At 71.3% G+C, this 14,801-nt stretch carries 14 protein-coding genes; 9 read left to right on the top strand and 5 right to left on the bottom strand.

The window, feature by feature from the left end; all coding sequences use genetic code 11:
• From VM306_RS08200 to VM306_RS08175, 6 genes are all read left to right on the top strand, one after another.
• Positions 1-324, top strand: a 324-nt coding sequence (locus VM306_RS08200; RefSeq protein WP_414672351.1) for an ABC transporter permease, incomplete at its 5' end; no start/stop codon positions are given.
• Between the two features lie 36 nt (positions 325-360).
• Positions 361-1,395 (top strand): substrate-binding domain-containing protein, encoded by a 1,035-nt coding sequence (locus tag VM306_RS08195; RefSeq protein ID WP_325512618.1) that lies wholly within the window; start codon positions 361-363, stop codon positions 1,393-1,395.
• A 47-nt stretch (positions 1,396-1,442) separates the two neighbouring features.
• Positions 1,443-2,579 (top strand): Gfo/Idh/MocA family oxidoreductase, encoded by a 1,137-nt coding sequence (locus VM306_RS08190; RefSeq protein ID WP_325512624.1) that lies wholly within the window; start codon positions 1,443-1,445, stop codon positions 2,577-2,579.
• Between the two features lie 15 nt (positions 2,580-2,594).
• Entirely contained in the window at positions 2,595-3,602 is a 1,008-nt protein-coding gene (locus tag VM306_RS08185; RefSeq protein ID WP_325512616.1) for a sugar phosphate isomerase/epimerase family protein, read from the top strand.
• Positions 3,603-3,649: 47 nt separating this feature from the next.
• Positions 3,650-4,879 carry an ROK family transcriptional regulator gene (locus VM306_RS08180; protein ID WP_325512614.1) on the top strand — a complete coding sequence of 410 codons (1,230 nt, stop codon included), beginning with the start codon at positions 3,650-3,652 and terminating at the stop codon, positions 4,877-4,879.
• Between the two features lie 178 nt (positions 4,880-5,057).
• The gene (locus VM306_RS08175) at positions 5,058-5,345 is read left to right on the top strand and encodes a LuxR C-terminal-related transcriptional regulator (RefSeq protein WP_325512612.1); all 288 of its coding nucleotides are present in this window, start codon (positions 5,058-5,060) and stop codon (positions 5,343-5,345) included.
• 17 nt (positions 5,346-5,362) lie between these two features.
• Here the strand turns inward: VM306_RS08175 and VM306_RS08170 are convergent, their stop codons facing one another.
• Complete coding sequence (locus tag VM306_RS08170) at positions 5,363-5,926, bottom strand: helix-turn-helix domain-containing protein (protein WP_325512610.1); 564 nt, start codon at positions 5,924-5,926, stop codon at positions 5,363-5,365.
• A gap of 114 nt (positions 5,927-6,040) precedes the next feature.
• On the opposite strand from VM306_RS08170, the gene VM306_RS08165 reads away from it, so the two are divergent.
• Positions 6,041-6,475: a DUF6069 family protein gene (locus VM306_RS08165; protein WP_325512608.1), complete on the top strand. Its 435-nt coding sequence runs from the start codon at positions 6,041-6,043 to the stop codon at positions 6,473-6,475.
• On the opposite strand, the gene VM306_RS08160 is transcribed toward VM306_RS08165, so the two are convergent.
• Positions 6,446-7,282 carry a hypothetical protein gene (locus tag VM306_RS08160; RefSeq protein WP_325512606.1) on the bottom strand — a complete coding sequence of 279 codons (837 nt, stop codon included), beginning with the start codon at positions 7,280-7,282 and terminating at the stop codon, positions 6,446-6,448. The genes VM306_RS08165 and VM306_RS08160 overlap by 30 nt on opposite strands.
• Before the next feature lie 170 nt (positions 7,283-7,452).
• Between VM306_RS08160 and VM306_RS08155 the strand changes: the two genes are divergently transcribed.
• Positions 7,453-9,138: a serine/threonine-protein kinase gene (locus tag VM306_RS08155; protein ID WP_325512605.1), complete on the top strand. Its 1,686-nt coding sequence runs from the start codon at positions 7,453-7,455 to the stop codon at positions 9,136-9,138.
• A gap of 221 nt (positions 9,139-9,359) precedes the next feature.
• On the opposite strand, the gene VM306_RS08150 is transcribed toward VM306_RS08155, so the two are convergent.
• From VM306_RS08150 to VM306_RS08140, 3 genes are all read right to left on the bottom strand, one after another.
• A complete protein-coding gene (locus VM306_RS08150) occupies positions 9,360-10,427 on the bottom strand; it encodes an alpha/beta hydrolase (protein ID WP_325512603.1) in 1,068 nt (355 codons plus the stop codon).
• A 69-nt stretch (positions 10,428-10,496) separates the two neighbouring features.
• On the bottom strand, positions 10,497-11,144 hold the full coding sequence (locus VM306_RS08145; RefSeq protein ID WP_325512601.1) for a response regulator transcription factor: 648 nt from the start codon (positions 11,142-11,144) through the stop codon (positions 10,497-10,499).
• On the bottom strand, positions 11,141-12,556 hold the full coding sequence (locus tag VM306_RS08140) for a sensor histidine kinase (RefSeq protein ID WP_325512598.1): 1,416 nt from the start codon (positions 12,554-12,556) through the stop codon (positions 11,141-11,143). The genes VM306_RS08145 and VM306_RS08140 overlap by 4 nt, the downstream gene beginning before the upstream one ends.
• Positions 12,557-12,761: 205 nt before the next feature.
• Between VM306_RS08140 and VM306_RS08135 the strand changes: the two genes are divergently transcribed.
• Positions 12,762-14,783: an MGH1-like glycoside hydrolase domain-containing protein gene (locus tag VM306_RS08135; RefSeq protein WP_325512596.1), complete on the top strand. Its 2,022-nt coding sequence runs from the start codon at positions 12,762-12,764 to the stop codon at positions 14,781-14,783.
• Positions 14,784-14,801: the final 18 nt, after the last annotated feature.

Raw genomic sequence — 14,801 nt, 5'->3', positions numbered from 1 at the left:
ACCGTGCTGCTCTACGCGCTGCTGGGCGTGTGCTGCGGCATCGCCGCGGTCATGCTCATCGCCCGCACCACCACCGGCAGCTCGACCCACGGCGGGCTGTACGAGCTGGACGCCATCGCGGCGGTGGTGATCGGCGGCACGCTGCTGTCCGGAGGTCGCGGCACGATCGCGGGCACCGTGTTCGGCGTCCTGATCTTCACGACGCTGTCGAACGTCTTCACCCTCAACAACCTCTCCATCTCCGCCCAGGCCGTCGCCAAGGGCGCGATCATCGTGGCCGCCGTCCTGCTCCAGCAGCGGCTGGCCCGGCGCAGCGACCCCTGATCCCGGCACAACCGCCGCCACCCGAGGAGCACCTCCATGTCACGCAAGGCAACAACCCGCTTCATCGCCGCCCTGTCGGTCGGCCTCGCGCTCACCGCCTGCACCGGCAACACCCCCGAGACCAAGGCGGGCGGCGGTGACCAGGGCGGTGCGCGGGTCGCCAACGACGAGCCCGGGAAGAAGGTCGTCATCGGGTTCTCCGCGCCCGCCGCCGACCACGGCTGGATGGCCGCGATCAGCGCCGCAGCCCGGAAGGAAGCCGAGAAGTACTCCGACGTGGAGCTGAAGGTCGTGGAGGGCACCAACGACGTCAACCTCCAGATCAGCCAGGTCGAGACGTTCATCAACGACAAGGTGGACGCGATCGTCCTGCTGCCGTTCGACGGCGCCGCGCTCACCCCGGTCGCGCTCAAGGCCATGAAGGCCGGCATCACCGTGATCAACGTGGACCGCCAGTTCGACAGCCCGTTCGCCGCGCGGTCCACGGTGCTGGGCGACAACTACGGCATGGGCGTGTCCGCCGGCACGTACGTCTGCGAGAGGCTGAAGGGCAAGCCGGACGCCGTGGTCGCGGAGATCGCCGGCATCGACTCGCTGCCGCTGACCCAGGACCGCAGCAAGGGCTTCGCGGAGGCGCTCGCGGGCTGCGGGCTGAAGGTCGGCAACCGCGTCGCCGCCGAGTTCACCGTGGAGAGCGGTGAGAGGGCCGCCGCGAACCTGCTGCAGGCCGCGCCCAAGATCGACGCCATCTGGAACCACGACGACGACCAGGGTGTCGGCGTCGCCGCCGCAGTCAAGAACTCCGGCCGCGGCGAGTTCTTCATGGTCGGTGGCGCGGGATCGGCCAACGTGATGCGCGAGATCAAGGCGGACAACGGCCCCCACAAGGCGACCGTGATCTACCCGTCAACCCAGGGCGCCGACGGCATCCGGCTGGCGCGGCTCGCGGTGCAGAACAAGAGCCTCGGCGACCTCGTCGAGGTGGAGGTCCCGCGTCAGGTCCAGCTCTACGCCCCGGTTGTCACGAAGGACAACGTCGACCGCTACCTGCCGACCGCCTTCGAGTCCTGAGATCCTGAGAGGACCGCATTGTGACGACGCCGGAACTGGGCATCGCGATGGTCGGCCACGCCTTCATGGGAGCCGCGCACTCCCAGGCGTGGCGGGTCGCACCGGCCTTCTTCGACCTGCCGGTGCGGCCGGTGATGTCCGTGCTGGCCGGCCGCGACGCCGACCGCACCAGGGCGGCGGCCGAACGCCTGGGCTGGGCGGAGGCCGTGACCGACTGGAAGTCCGTACTGGACCGCGACGACGTGCACGTGGTGGACATCTGCACACCGGGTGACACGCACGCCGAGATCGCGATCGCCGCCCTGAACGCGGGCAAGCACGTGCTGTGCGAGAAGCCGATGGCCAACACCGTCGACGAAGCGGTCGCCATGGCGGAGGCCGCCGAACGCGCCGCACTGCGCGGAGTGCGCGCGATGGTCGGCTTCACCTACCGGCGCGTGCCCGCACTGGGGCTGGCCCGTCAGCTGGTCGCCCAGGGCAGGCTGGGACGGATCCACCACGTCCGCGCCCAGTACCTGCAGGACTGGATCGTCGACCCCGCCGCGCCGCTGTCGTGGCGGCTCGACAAGGCCAAGGCGGGTTCCGGCGCCCTCGGCGACATCGGTGCCCACATCGTCGACGCCACGCAGTTCATCCTCGGCGACACCGTCGCCGAGGTGTCCGGGACGCTCGAGACGTTCGTGACCCAGCGGCCGCTGGCGTCGGAGCACTCCGGGCTGTCCGGCACCGCCTCGGAGGAGTCCGGGCCGGTCACCGTGGACGACGCCGCGCTGTTCCTGGCGCGGTTCGCCGGCGGCGCGCTCGCCTCGTTCGAGGCCACGCGGTTCGCCAACGGCCGCAAGAACGCGCTGCGCATCGAGGTCAACGGCTCTGCGGGCAGCCTGGCGTTCGACTTCGAGGACATGAACGTGCTGCAGTTCTTCGACGGCACGGAGGACTCCGCCGTCGCGGGCTTCCGCCGCATCGTGGTCACCGAGCCGGAGCACCCGTACGTGGCGGCGTGGTGGCCCGCGGGGCACGGCCTGGGCTACGAGCACGCGTTCACCCACCAGGCCGTCGACTTCGTGCGGGCGGTGGCCGAGGGAACCGACCCCACGCCGACGTTCGCCGACGGGCTGCAGGTGCAGCGCGTCCTGGCGGCCGTCGAGACGAGCGCCGCGTCCCGCACGTGGCAGCAGGTTTAGAGGAGGAGACCGGAGATGGCACGTCCGATCACGTTGTTCACCGGTCAGTGGGCCGACCTGCCGTTCGAGGAGGTCTGCCGGCTGGCTTCGGGCTGGGGCTACGACGGTCTGGAGATCGCCTGCTGGGGCGACCACCTCGACCCGTGGCGGGCCGCGGAGGACGACGACTACGTCGCCGACCGGCTCGCGATCCTCGCCGAGCACGACCTCAAGGTGTGGACGATCTCCAACCACCTCACCGGCCAGGCCGTCTGCGACGACCCGATCGACGAGCGGCACCAGGGCATCCTGTCCGCCCGCAACTGGGGTGACGGCGACCCCGAGGGCGTGCGGCAGCGGGCAGCGGAGGAGATGAAGGCGACCGCGCGGGCCGCGGCCCGGCTCGGCGTCGACACCGTCGTCGGGTTCACCGGCTCGTCGATCTGGAAGACCGTCGCGATGTTCCCGCCGGTGCCCGACTCGATGATCGACGCCGGCTACCAGGACTTCGCCGACCGCTGGAACCCGATCCTGGACGTGTTCGACGAGGTCGGCGTCCGGTTCGCGCACGAGGTGCACCCGTCGGAGATCGCCTACGACTACTGGACCACCGTGCGCGCGCTGGAGGCGATCGGGCACCGTCCGGCGTTCGGCCTGAACTGGGACCCGTCGCACTTCGTCTGGCAGGACCTCGACCCCGTCGGGTTCCTGTGGGACTTCCGCGACCGGATCTACCACGTCGACTGCAAGGACGCCCGGCGCCAGGTCGGCAACGGCCGCAACGGCCGGATGGGCTCGCACCTGGCGTGGGCGGACCCGAGGCGCGGCTGGGACTTCGTCTCCACCGGACGCGGTGACGTGCCGTGGGAGCAGTCGTTCCGGATGCTCAACACCATCGGCTACTCCGGACCGATCAGCGTCGAGTGGGAGGACGCCGGGATGGACCGGCTCATCGGTGCTCCCGAGGCGCTGGAGTTCCTCCGCCGCAACGCCTTCGACCCGCCGTCGGCGTCGTTCGACGCCGCCTTCAGCTCGGGCGGCTGACGGGGCGCGGGACGCCCGCCTTCCCGTACCGATGTGACAATTGATCGATGGAGAGCACCTTGGGTGTCGAGGCGGGATCGCCGGCCGCAGTGCTGCGCATGCTGATGGACGGCGGCCCGCGCACCCGAGCGGAGATCGTGACGGCGACCGGCCTCGCCCGCTCCACGGTGCGCGCGAGGCTCGACCTGCTCGTGGCCGCCGGGCTGGTGACCGCCAGCGGCACGGGGGAGTCCACCGGCGGGCGCCCTGCCGGCCGGTTCGGGTTCAACCCCGGCGCCCAGCACGTGCTGGCGGCCGAGGTGGGCGCCACCCACGCCACGGTCGCCGTGTCCGACCTCGGGTGCCGGTTGCTCGCCGTCGACCAGGTGGACCTGGACGTGGCGGAGGGACCGGAGAAGATCCTGCCGCTGCTGGCCGCGACCTGGCGCTCGTTGCTGACGACGCTGGGCCCGGCGGAGATCGCCGGCGTGGGCATCGGCCTGCCGGGCCCGGTCGAGCACTCCACCGGCCGGCCGAACAACCCGCCGATCATGCCGGGCTGGGACGGGTTCGACGTGCCGGCGGCGATGGCGGCGGAGTTCGGCGTGCCGGTGCTCGTCGACAACGAGGTCAACCTGATGGCGCTGGGCGAGCACACCGCCTCGCACCCGGACGTGCGGCACATGATCGTGGTGAAGGCGGCGACCGGCATCGGCGCCGGTCTGATCAGCAACGGTGTGCTGCACCGCGGCGCGGCGGGCGCGGCGGGCGACCTCGGGCACATCAGGCTGCCCGACAGGGGCGAGCCGCTGGAGGTGCTGTGCCGGTGCGGCAACACCGAGTGCCTGGAGGCGGTCGCCGCCGGTCCCGCGCTGGCGGCGAGGCTGCGGGAGCTGGGACATCCCGCGCACTCGACGGCCGACGTGGTGAACCTGGTCCGCTCGGGCAACCTCGAGGCCGGCCGGGTCGTGCGGCAGGCGGGCAGGGACATCGGCGAGGTGCTCGCCGGCTGCGTGAGCATGTTCAACCCGTCGCTCGTGGTCATCGGAGGGCTGCTCGCGGAGGCGGGGGAGATGCTGCTGGCGGGCGTGCGCGAGTCGATCTACCGGCGCTCGCTGCCGCTGGCCACGGAGAACCTGCGGATCGTCGCGTCGGGCGCCGGTGTGACCGCCGGGGCGCTGGGAGCGGCGGCGATGGTGGTGCGGCACGTGCTGTCGCCGGAGGTGCTGGACGCACGGCTGGGCGAGGTCGCCGCCGGCGTCTCCACGGGTGAGGTGCTGTCCTCGCACGCCACCTAGATCCTTTGTTCGCCCGCGGTCATCGCGGCTGAGGGCCCCGGAGGCGCATCGCCTTCGGGGTCTTCGCGCGTGCTCAGCCGAGTAATGGCGTTGCTCGTCCCGAAGTTGTGTGCGGTTTGGCATCGAAGTGCCAGACTTTTGATTGACAGCCGCCAATAGTCCGGCATACCGTCACAACATGTCTGTGACCCGCGTAACAACGGGCACCGTGGTCGCGGTGCCGCGCCCCCGAGTCGTGACCGAGGAACCCACGGCGGCGACCCAGCACCTCTTGCGGCTCATGCGCACCGGCGCGACCGACCGCGCGATCGCCCGCGAGCTGGACGTCAGCCTGCGCACGCTGAACCGGCGCATCTCGCGCCTGCAGTCGATGCTCGGCGTGCAGTCGCGGTTCCAGCTCGGCGTGCTCGCCGCGGAACTGGAGTGGCTCGCCGTCAGGAGCGAGGAGACTCCCGCAGGCGTCTGACCGCGGTCGCGGGTCCGCTACCGCGGGCGGTGTCCCTCGAGGAACCGCCGCACGACGGCCTCGGGATCGGCGGGCGCCTGGGTGGCCCGCCGGTCGATCCGCCGGGCGAAGGCGCGCATCATCAGCGGCCCGACCAGAGCGAAGAACGTGTGCCGCGGCGGTTCGGCGACGAGGGCTCCTCGCCGCTGGTGGTGCAGGATGACCCGGTCCACCTTCTCCAGCAGCGCCTCCGGTTCGGCGAGCACCGCCGCCACGTCCGGGCTGAACTTCGCTTCGCGCATGAGGGTGAGCACGACGCCGCCGCGCGTCTCGTAGAGCCGCGCGTAGTAGCTCACGATCGTGAGCAGGTCGGCGGTCACGTCGTCGCCGGGGCTGTCGAGGTCGAGCGAGAACCCGGTGAAGCTGCCGCGCACCGCCTGTCGCAGCAGGTTCTCCTTGGAGGTGAACCGGCGGAACAGCGTCGCCTCGTTGATCCCGGCGGCATCGGCGATCACGCGGGTGGTCGCGCGCTCGTACCCCTGTTCGGCGATCACCTTCAGGACCGCGTCGAACACCGCCTCGTCGGTCACCCGGCCAGCCACTCGCCCTCCTCGATCGGCCGCATATGCAAGTGGACACTTGCATTAGAGTGGACCGGATGGCTACCTTGTTTGCAAGTGACCGCTTGCAATTCAGCCTATCGAAGGACAGGGCCCATGGCCGACACCAGCCTCCCCACCCGCTCTTCCGCCCTCGCGCCCAGCGCCGGGGAGATCGTCGTCGGACTCCTGGGGGCCGCGGTGGTCTCGATCGCGGTCAACGCGCTGATCGCCCTGCTGGCGGGCAAGATCATCCCCGCCGACGTCGAGCGCAAGGGCCTGGCGCTGGCGGAGTACGCGCCCGCCACGGTGATCGGCATCCTGCTCGGCACGCTCGGCTGGTACCTGGTGCGCCGCTTCGCCGGCGACCCGCGCCGGGTGCTGCGCATCCTGGTGCCCGTCGTCGTGGTGCTGTCGTGGATCCCGGACCTGGGCATCCTCGCGGGAGGCGCCAGCGTGGTGAACTCGATCGCGCTGATCCTCATGCACGTCGTCGTCGCCGCTGCCGCGGTGCCCACGCTGTCACGGGTCCTGCCGCTCGGCTCCCGGTGAGCCGGTGACGCGCCGGGTCCCGACCCGGTGCAGCCAGCTGTCGAACAGGTCCCGGTAGTGCCCCGCACGGGGTGAGCGGTCGTCGGTGCCGATCCGGTCGTAGAACTCGAACGGCCGGATTCGCCCGTTCTCGGTCCACTGCAGGTAGGACAGGAACACCGTGCCGTCGCCGAACCGGAAACCGTGCACGACCGGTACGCACGCGTAGACCCGCAGCTCCACGCTGATCCGCCGCCGGGCCAGCTCGTCGGCCTCCTCGGTCAGGAACGACCGGATGCGCTCCAGGCTGCCCCGCGCCTCGCCCGCCCAGTCGGCGGGGAACTCGCCGGACCGGGTGATGAAGTCCGGGTCCAGGCAGTGCAGGGTGACCCGCCAGCCGTTCGGCTGGTCGCGCGAGGTGAGCCACGTGGCCAGCGCGGGCCAGGTGGTGTTCAACGTCAGCCCCAGCACCTCCACCCGCCGCGCCCGCCGCCCACCGCCGGTCAGGGCCGTGGCCGCCAGCACGTCGGTGATGGAGTGCGTGAGGTCCCGCCGTTCCTTCTCGACCAGCAGGGTCCGCAACGCCCGGACGTCCCTGCCGTGCTGGTAGATCGCGATGGTGGCGATCTCCAGCATCACCGCCACCAGTGCGACGAGCCCCTGCAGGTCGAGCTTGCCGACGTAGCGCTCCAGCACGACCCGCGTCGGCTCGATGGTGGTCAGAATCAGGTAGACCCCGGTCAGCAGCGCCAGCGAGGTGGTCACCAGCTCCCACCCGCGCCGGATCCGAGCCGAGACGCCGCCGCCCCGCCGCTTCTTGATCGCCACCGACGAACCCTCGCCCACCCGGCCGTGCGGCACAACGTCCGAACGGATGAGGCGTGATCACGTCTTCCGGTCACCTGTCGAATCGCGACTTTGTAGGCTGCTCCCGGCGGAACCCGCGGCGGTCGGCGCGCGTCGACTCCGTCGGACAAGGCGCTCGGGACACGAGGACGATGACGGAAGAGACGTTCGGGCCCTACCGGATCGAGCAGCTGCTCGGTCGCGGTGGGATGGGCGAGGTGCACAGGGCCTACGACACGGTGCACGACCGGGTCGTGGCGCTCAAGAGGCTCTCGCCCGGTTACCACGACGACAAGGACTACCGCGCCCGCTTCCGCCGCGAGGCGCAGATCGTCGCACGGCTGCGCGAGCCGCACGTCATCCCGATCCACGCCTACGGCGAGATCGACGACCGGCTCTACCTGGACATGCGCCTGGTGGAGGGCTCCGACCTGTCGGACCTGATCGACGAGGGCACCATCGAGCCGGCCCGCGCCGTGCGCATCGTCGAGCAGGTGGCGAGCGCATTGGACGCCGCGCACGCCGACGGCCTCGTGCACCGCGACGTGAAGCCGTCGAACATCCTCGTGACCTCCGGCGACTTCGTGTACCTGGTGGACTTCGGCATCGCCCGCAGCGCCTCCCCGGCCGCGACGAACCTGACGGCGTCCGGGTCGGTGGTCGGCACCCTCGACTACATGGCCCCGGAACGCTTCGAGAGCGGCCCGGTCGACGGCCGCGCGGACGTCTACGCCCTGGCCTGCGTGCTCTTCGCCTGCCTGGCGGGCCGCCGCCCGTTCACCGCGGAGGGCACCGCCGCCCAGATCTGGGCGCACATGAGGGAAGCGCCACCCAAGGCGTCCCCGCTGAACCCGGCCGTCCCGGCGGCGCTGGACGACGTCATCGCGAAGGGCATGGCCAAGGACCCGGCCGACCGCTACGCCACCGCGGGCGCGCTCGCCCAGGCAGCGGTCCAAGCCCTGTCCGCCCCCGCTCGCCCCGCGCCTGTCGCCAGCCGGCCTGTGCCACCGAGCCCTCCCGGCGGCTTCCCCCGTCCTGTCCCCGCGGGTCCGCGGTTCCCCCAGGCGCCGCCGCTGTCCCAGCCCAGGACACCCGCCTTCCAGCCCATCACGACAGGCCCCCAGCCCAGCCCGTACCCGCTCACCCACGTCCAGCCGGGCCGCACACCACCGGCCAGGCGGGCCGCTCTCGCCGGCGGTGTCCTCGCGGTCGTGGCGGTGATCGTCACGACGGTGCTGATCGCCACGAACGGCGACAAGATCCGCGGCTCCGGCACGTCCGGCAGCACCACACCGACCAGCACGACCAGCACCAAGAGCAGCTCCACCACCACGTCGTCCACTCCCACCACGACGCGGTCGCCGCAGGACGACGCGCTGATGGCCGCCCTGCCGGCCGTCTACCGGACCTCGAACCTGTGCCTGCCCACCACCCCGGACAAGGCCGCGGTCGCCGCCGTCCGCTGCGGCACGGTGATCGACAACGACCCCTTCGCCCCTCCGCCGGACGCGGCCGAGTTCCTGCTGTTCGCCGACCGCGCCCAGCAGGAGGCGTTCTTCATCGCCCTGGTGACCAGCCGCGGCATCCCGCGCAGGGACGACCGCGGCGGCTGCCGCCCCAAGGACGACGCCATCCACTACGCGCTCTACTACCGCGACACCTCCGGCCCGCTGCCCGGCGACTTCACGACCTGCTTCCTGGCCGACGGCAACGCCCAGGTCTGGTGGGTCGACACCAAGACCCTCACCATCGGCGCGTTGAAGAAGCCGGGGGGCGACCTCGACACCCTCGACAAGCTCGACCTGTGGTGGAACCACAACGTCCTGTCGAAGTTCTAGAACCCGCAGCAGACGGTTCGCGTCCAGCCCGCGCGGATCCGGCGCGTTCTTCGTCGAACGGGTGGCCGGAGGCGTTCATGATCCGTTCGGCACCCGCGGTCTCCAGGCTCCAGCGCAGGTACCTGTGGCTGGAGATGCGCTCGCGCGGCCCCAGGCCGAGGCGCCGTAACGGCGCAGCTCGGGTCCGTAGCGCTTGCCCAGCCAGTCGGGGAATGCGGTGATCACGGGATGATCCGCACGTCGGGGTGCGCGGCCTGGTCGAAGATCCCGGTGTGCCGGCCGCGCAGGTGCAGGTCGAAGAACGCGGCGACGTACATCCGTTGTGCGGCAAGGCTTCGCTTCGGGTCGATGGTGCCGATCGACGCGGTGTCGTCGCGGCCCAGTTGAGGAAGCAGTGCCTGTGCGTCGGTGAAGCTCATGTGTTCGGCGTCCGGGAGGTAGACGTCGCGCTTCCAGCCCGTCGAGGCCGACCAGAACGCTCCCCAGTCGTCGCTGTGCGCGTGGGTGTGCGGGCGTCCGCTGCTCAGGCCGCCGCCCATCAGCAGGAACGGCCGGCTCACCCCCAGCGTCGCGGCCTGGCCGTAGCGCGGGTCCATGCTGCCGTCGAGGTTGATGCCCGCGTCCACGCGCGTGTCGGTCAGCATCGTCTCCGCTGTGGTGAAGCCCCCCATCGAGTGGCCGGCCATGCCGACGCGCGTGAGGTCGAGCAGGGGGTTGTGCTTCAGCTCGTCGAGCACGAAACCGATGTCCCGCACCCGTTCTCGCATCACCTCGGCCGCGTCGAGGCCGGGTTTCGGCAGCTCCAGCCGGTCGGGGAACCTCACCGGGCTCACCGGCGTGTGGTCGACGCTCACCACGGCGTACCCGCGGCTGACGAGGTCTTCTACGAGCGTGGTGCCGAGGAACCGCGACTGACCGCCGCCGGGTGAGTAGAGGATCACCGGCCGGCGTCCCGGCAGCGGTGTGGCTCCCGCTCGCGAGTGCGTCCCGGTGGGGGCGAACGTGCCGGACGGGACGCCGGCCTGGCGGTCGTAGAACTCCGCGACGCCGTCCGGGAACTGGCGGGTGAACCGTCCGTCGGGCAGCGCGGGGTAGGACAGCGACACCATCAGCTCACGGGGTGCGCCGGTCCACGGGTCGGTTCTGGCGTTGTCGACGAGGTGCAGTTCGGTGGTGCCGACGGGCAGCGGTCCGCTGGGGCCGGGCAGTCGAAGCTCAGCGGCTTCCGCGGCGGGAGCGAGCCCGGTGGCCAGCGCGGCCACCGCTGCCGCGGTCAGGAGTTTCTTCATGCGCACCAGCGTTGTCGCGCGAGCCGCGCCGGACATTGACCCAACGGCGACCGTCGTACTGGCCGAAGGTCATAGAAGTCCGGCCTCGTGGGCGACGATCGCCGCCTGCACCCGGTTCGTCACGTCGAGCCGCCGCAGGATCGACGTGACGAACACCTTCACGGTGCCCTCGACGACGTGGAGACGGCGGGCGATCTCGGCGTTGGGCAGTCCCGCTCCCAACAAAGCGAGCACCTCCCGCTCGCGAGGCGTCAGACCCTCGACGAGCCCGCGTGCCCGTGCGGCGCGGGCCATCCGGTCACCGCCGACCTGCTGGATCACCCGGTGCGCGACCGCGGGGGAGAGGAACGCGGCGCCCCCCGCCACCGCGCGGATGCCCGCGAACAGCTCCAGCGGGTCGCCGGACTTGAGGAGGAACCCCCGCGCACCACCCGCGAGCGCGCCGGCGATGTGGTCGTCGGCCGAGAACGTGGTGAGCACCAGCACGCCCGTCTCGGGCACGGTCCTGGCCAGCTCGGCGGCGGCCGCGAGGCCGTCGAGCACCGGCATGGCGATGTCGAGCAGGACCACGTCGGGCCGGTGCGCGAGAGCCAGGTCGACTGCCGTCCGCCCGTTGTCCGCCTCGGCCACGACGACGAACTCCGGGTCGGCCGCGAGCACCGCCCTGATGCCGGCGCGCACCAGCGGTTCGTCGTCGGCCAGGAGCACCCTGATCATCGCCGGCTCCTGGGGACGGTCTCCTTGAGCACGAGCCGGTCGTCCGCGAAGCAGAGCCGGTAGAAGAGCCGGTCGTCGGTCTGGACGGTGGCCCAGTAGTGCGCGCAGTCCGCACTGCTGGGCGGTGGAGTCAGCGTGCGTTCGGGATCGCCCAGGATCTGGAAGCGCGGCAGTGCTTTCACGACATCCTCACGCTTCTGTCCTATGTGGATAGCAGTGTAGCTGTCGTCGTCGAGCCGGTTGTCGGATCCGACGAGCGCGTACAACGTCAACCCCAGCACCACGACGACACCCGCGGCGAGCAACGGCACCCGCACGAGCCGCCACACCTGAGACCGGTCGCGGCGCTTGGCGGCGACGTCGTGCGGAACCACGGCGGTGAGCACGAACCGCCCGTCGCGCACCCCGGCGTCGAGCCTGCCGACCACATCGCGCAACGCGGCGAGCCCGAGCTTGTTGCCAACACCGGACTTCGTGCCGTTCACGCTGTTCTCCACCGTGACCGTGGTCTGCCCGGTCTCGTTCGCGACCCGCACGACGACCGCTTCACCCGGCGCGTGCCGAGCGGCGTTGGTGAGCCCTTCGCGCACGACCCGGTGCACCACGGAGGCGACCGAAGGCACAGGTGGCGTAGGCATCTCCAGCTCGACGCGCTGGCCGGCCGCGGTGGCCCGGCCGACGAGCGCCGCGACGTCGATGTCCTCCGGCCCGCCGAGCACACCCACGATCTCGTGCAACCGCTCGGTGGCGGTGGCGATCCCGGCACGCACCTCGCCGGCCTGGGATCGCACCTCGGCGTCGAGTCCGGGCGCCACCTCCAGTGCGGCCGCGCGCAAGGCGACCAGACCGAGCTCGAACCCCAGCGAGTCGTGCATCTCGCGCGCGATGCGGTTGCGTTCGGCCAACGCCGCGCGGGCGACACCAGCGGCGTGCAGTTCGAGCTGCTGCCGCCGATAGCGGCCCGCGAGCCACGGCAACCCGACGACGACCGCCAGCACGGTGACGAGCGAGAACCAGTCGTACAGGCCGAAAAACACGCCGAACCCACCGCGTTCGCGCACGTCGACCAGAACACCGGTCGGCAGTCCCGCGAGCAGCACACCCGCCACCGCCGCTCCGGCCGACCGTCCCCGTTCGAGCCTGCGGCCGGCCAGGTGCCCGAACACCGCCGCGGCCAGGAACGGCCAGATCCGGACAGGGCTGGTCACCACCGGCGACAGCACCAGCGAGGGCACCGCGGCACCGGCCGTCGCGAGCGTCAGGACCAGGACGGGGAACCTGTCGAACGCCATGACCGCCGCGGCGGCGAGTGCCAGGCTCACCACCAGCTCGGCCGCGCGACCGCCCAGCTCCACGCCGATCGGCAGAGCGATGAGCAGCCACGGCACGGCGATCGCACGCCATCGGCTCACTCGGCACTCCACGGCACGTTCGACAAGAACAACTGAACGCGAGCCTACCGGCGCGAGCCCGCGCATGATCGGTTTCACGGCGGGTTCGCGGCCCGGGCTGACAGAAGCGGACAGGATCTTCACGCAACCGTTTCATGGGAGCGATTCCATGGTGCACTGCCGGGACGGCTCCGGTCGGGTCCGGGTGCCGGGAAAGGTGCGCGGAATGAGTCTGCGGCGGCGGATCGGTCGTGTCCTGCTGGTCCTGACGACGATGTCGGGCGTGGTCGTCGGTGCCTCACCGGCGACAGCGGCGACGACACCGTCACTCAGATTCGCGAGCCCGCTGAGCCAAGGGTTGTACGGCAACGCCTACGCGGCCGCGCTGGACAACCTCCTGCGCGTCAACACCCTGGGCTACGACTCGCGCTACAACAGGAGCGGTCTGCTCGACCCGGCCACCGGCTTCGTCCGCGCGGGCGGCGGGTACCAGCAGCCGTGGACGCGCGACGCGTCGGTCAACAGCTGGAACGCGACCAGCCTGCTGTCGCCGGCCCTGGCGAGGAACACGCTGTGGGCCGTGGTCGACAAGGACTCCGCCGGTGCCCTGCGCGTCCAGCAGGACGACCAGCAGTGGGACCAGGTCATCTGGCTCACCGCCGCGTGGCACCACTACCTCGTCACCGGTGACCAGGCGTTCCTCGACAACGCCTACCGCACCGCCAAGAACACCCTGGCGATCAGGGAACGCGCCGGCACGGCGGGCCTCAACCCCACCTACGGGTTGTTCACCGGCGCCTCGTTCTTCAACGACGGCATCGCCGGCTACCCCGCGCCGCCCGCCGACGCGACCGAGTCGGTCAGCACGGGCAGCATGCCGTGGCCGGGCGTCGCGAGCGGGATGTACCTGAGCACCAACGTGGTCTACTACGCCGCCTACCTCAACGCGGCGAACATGGCCGAGCGCCTGGGGCAGTCGTCCGAGGCCGCTGGCTACCGCACGAAGGCCGCCGCGCTCAAGACCGCGATCAACCGGTACTTCTGGAACGCGCAGACGGGCCTGTACAACTACCAGCTCCTCGCCAACGGGACGCCGGGCGCGTACCAGGAGGGCGCCGGGCTCGCGTTCGCGATCCTCTTCGACGTCGCCAGCCCCGCGCAGGCCCAGTCGATCATCAGCCGCGCCCGCCTGATGACGTGGGGCATGCCCGACACCTGGCCGCACTGGGACCGCTACTCCGACGCCCAGCCCGGCCGGCACAACGCGATCGTCTGGCCGCTCGTCCAGGGGCTGTGGGCCAAGGCGCTGGCACGCGTGGGGAACCAGAACCTCTTCGCCGCCGAGACGACGCGCCTGGCGAAGCTCGCGAACAACAACAGCGGCTTCTGGGAGATCTACAACGGCAACACCGGCGTGGTCGACGGCGGCTACCAGCGGCTGGGCGACACGGTGAAGTTCCACTGGGGATCAGAGCCCGACCAGACCTGGTCGGCCACGGCCTTCCTCGACATGGTCCACACAGGACTGTTCGGGCTCCGGTTCGGCCCCCAGGGCCTCACCCTCGCGCCGAACCTGCCCGCGGGCTGGGGTGACGTCACGCTGCAGAACGTGCGCTACCGCGACGCCGACCTGACGATCACGCTGCGCGGTGCGGGCACGACGATCAGCTCGGTCAGGCTCGACGGCCAGCCGTCCCGCGCCGAGATCCCCACGACCCTCAGGGGCGCGCACACGGTCGAGATCACCCTGACGGGAGCGGCCGCCGGCGACCGCGACGGCGACGGCGTGGCCGACGCGCAGGACCGCTGCGCCGACATCGGGGGTTCGGTCTCCGGCTGCCCCGCCCCGAGCCGCCTCGACGCCGAGGACGCGCGCAACACCGGCGGCGTCAAGACGAACGTCAACCACACGGGCTACTCGGGCCGCGCGTTCGTCGACGGACTCTGGGCACAGGGCGCCGCGTCGTCGTTCACGGTGCACCGCGCCTCGGCGGGACAGGGCTCGGGTTCGATCACCCTGCGGTACGCCAACGCCCACAGCGACGCGCGCACGATGACGCTGTCGGTGGACGGGCAGGCCGTGCGGCAGGTGAGCTTCCCGAAGGTCTCCGACAGCTGGGACGCCTGGGGCACGGTGACCTTCGACGGCGTCCCGGTGACCGGCCGCGACCCGGTGGTGACGCTGTCCTACGGGGCGGGTGACAACGGCTCGATCAACCTCGACTGGTTCAGCTACAGCGGTTCGTGAACGGGGCCACCCGGTCCT

The sequence above is a fragment of the Lentzea sp. genome (assembly GCF_035525475.1).
Lineage (GTDB): Bacteria > Actinomycetota > Actinomycetes > Mycobacteriales > Pseudonocardiaceae > Lentzea.
The sequence above is the reverse complement of the archived record's forward strand: the minus strand, read 5'-3'. Positions and strand labels throughout refer to the sequence as shown.

What these genes read in the sequence shown, in the direction of transcription:
- VM306_RS08175 (WP_325512612.1), top strand. Translation starts at nt 5,058, where the DNA reads ATGTCTGTGACCCGCGTAACAACGGGCACCGTGGTCGCGGTGCCGCGC.
- VM306_RS08195 (WP_325512618.1), top strand. Translation starts at nt 361, where the DNA reads ATGTCACGCAAGGCAACAACCCGCTTCATCGCCGCCCTGTCGGTCGGC.
- VM306_RS08150 (WP_325512603.1), bottom strand. Translation starts at nt 10,427, where the DNA reads ATGAAGAAACTCCTGACCGCGGCAGCGGTGGCCGCGCTGGCCACCGGG.
- VM306_RS08165 (WP_325512608.1), top strand. Translation starts at nt 6,041, where the DNA reads ATGGCCGACACCAGCCTCCCCACCCGCTCTTCCGCCCTCGCGCCCAGC.
- VM306_RS08180 (WP_325512614.1), top strand. Translation starts at nt 3,650, where the DNA reads ATGGAGAGCACCTTGGGTGTCGAGGCGGGATCGCCGGCCGCAGTGCTG.
- VM306_RS08145 (WP_325512601.1), bottom strand. Translation starts at nt 11,144, where the DNA reads ATGATCAGGGTGCTCCTGGCCGACGACGAACCGCTGGTGCGCGCCGGC.
- VM306_RS08155 (WP_325512605.1), top strand. Translation starts at nt 7,453, where the DNA reads ATGACGGAAGAGACGTTCGGGCCCTACCGGATCGAGCAGCTGCTCGGT.
- VM306_RS08185 (WP_325512616.1), top strand. Translation starts at nt 2,595, where the DNA reads ATGGCACGTCCGATCACGTTGTTCACCGGTCAGTGGGCCGACCTGCCG.
- VM306_RS08135 (WP_325512596.1), top strand. Translation starts at nt 12,762, where the DNA reads ATGAGTCTGCGGCGGCGGATCGGTCGTGTCCTGCTGGTCCTGACGACG.
- VM306_RS08190 (WP_325512624.1), top strand. Translation starts at nt 1,443, where the DNA reads ATGGTCGGCCACGCCTTCATGGGAGCCGCGCACTCCCAGGCGTGGCGG.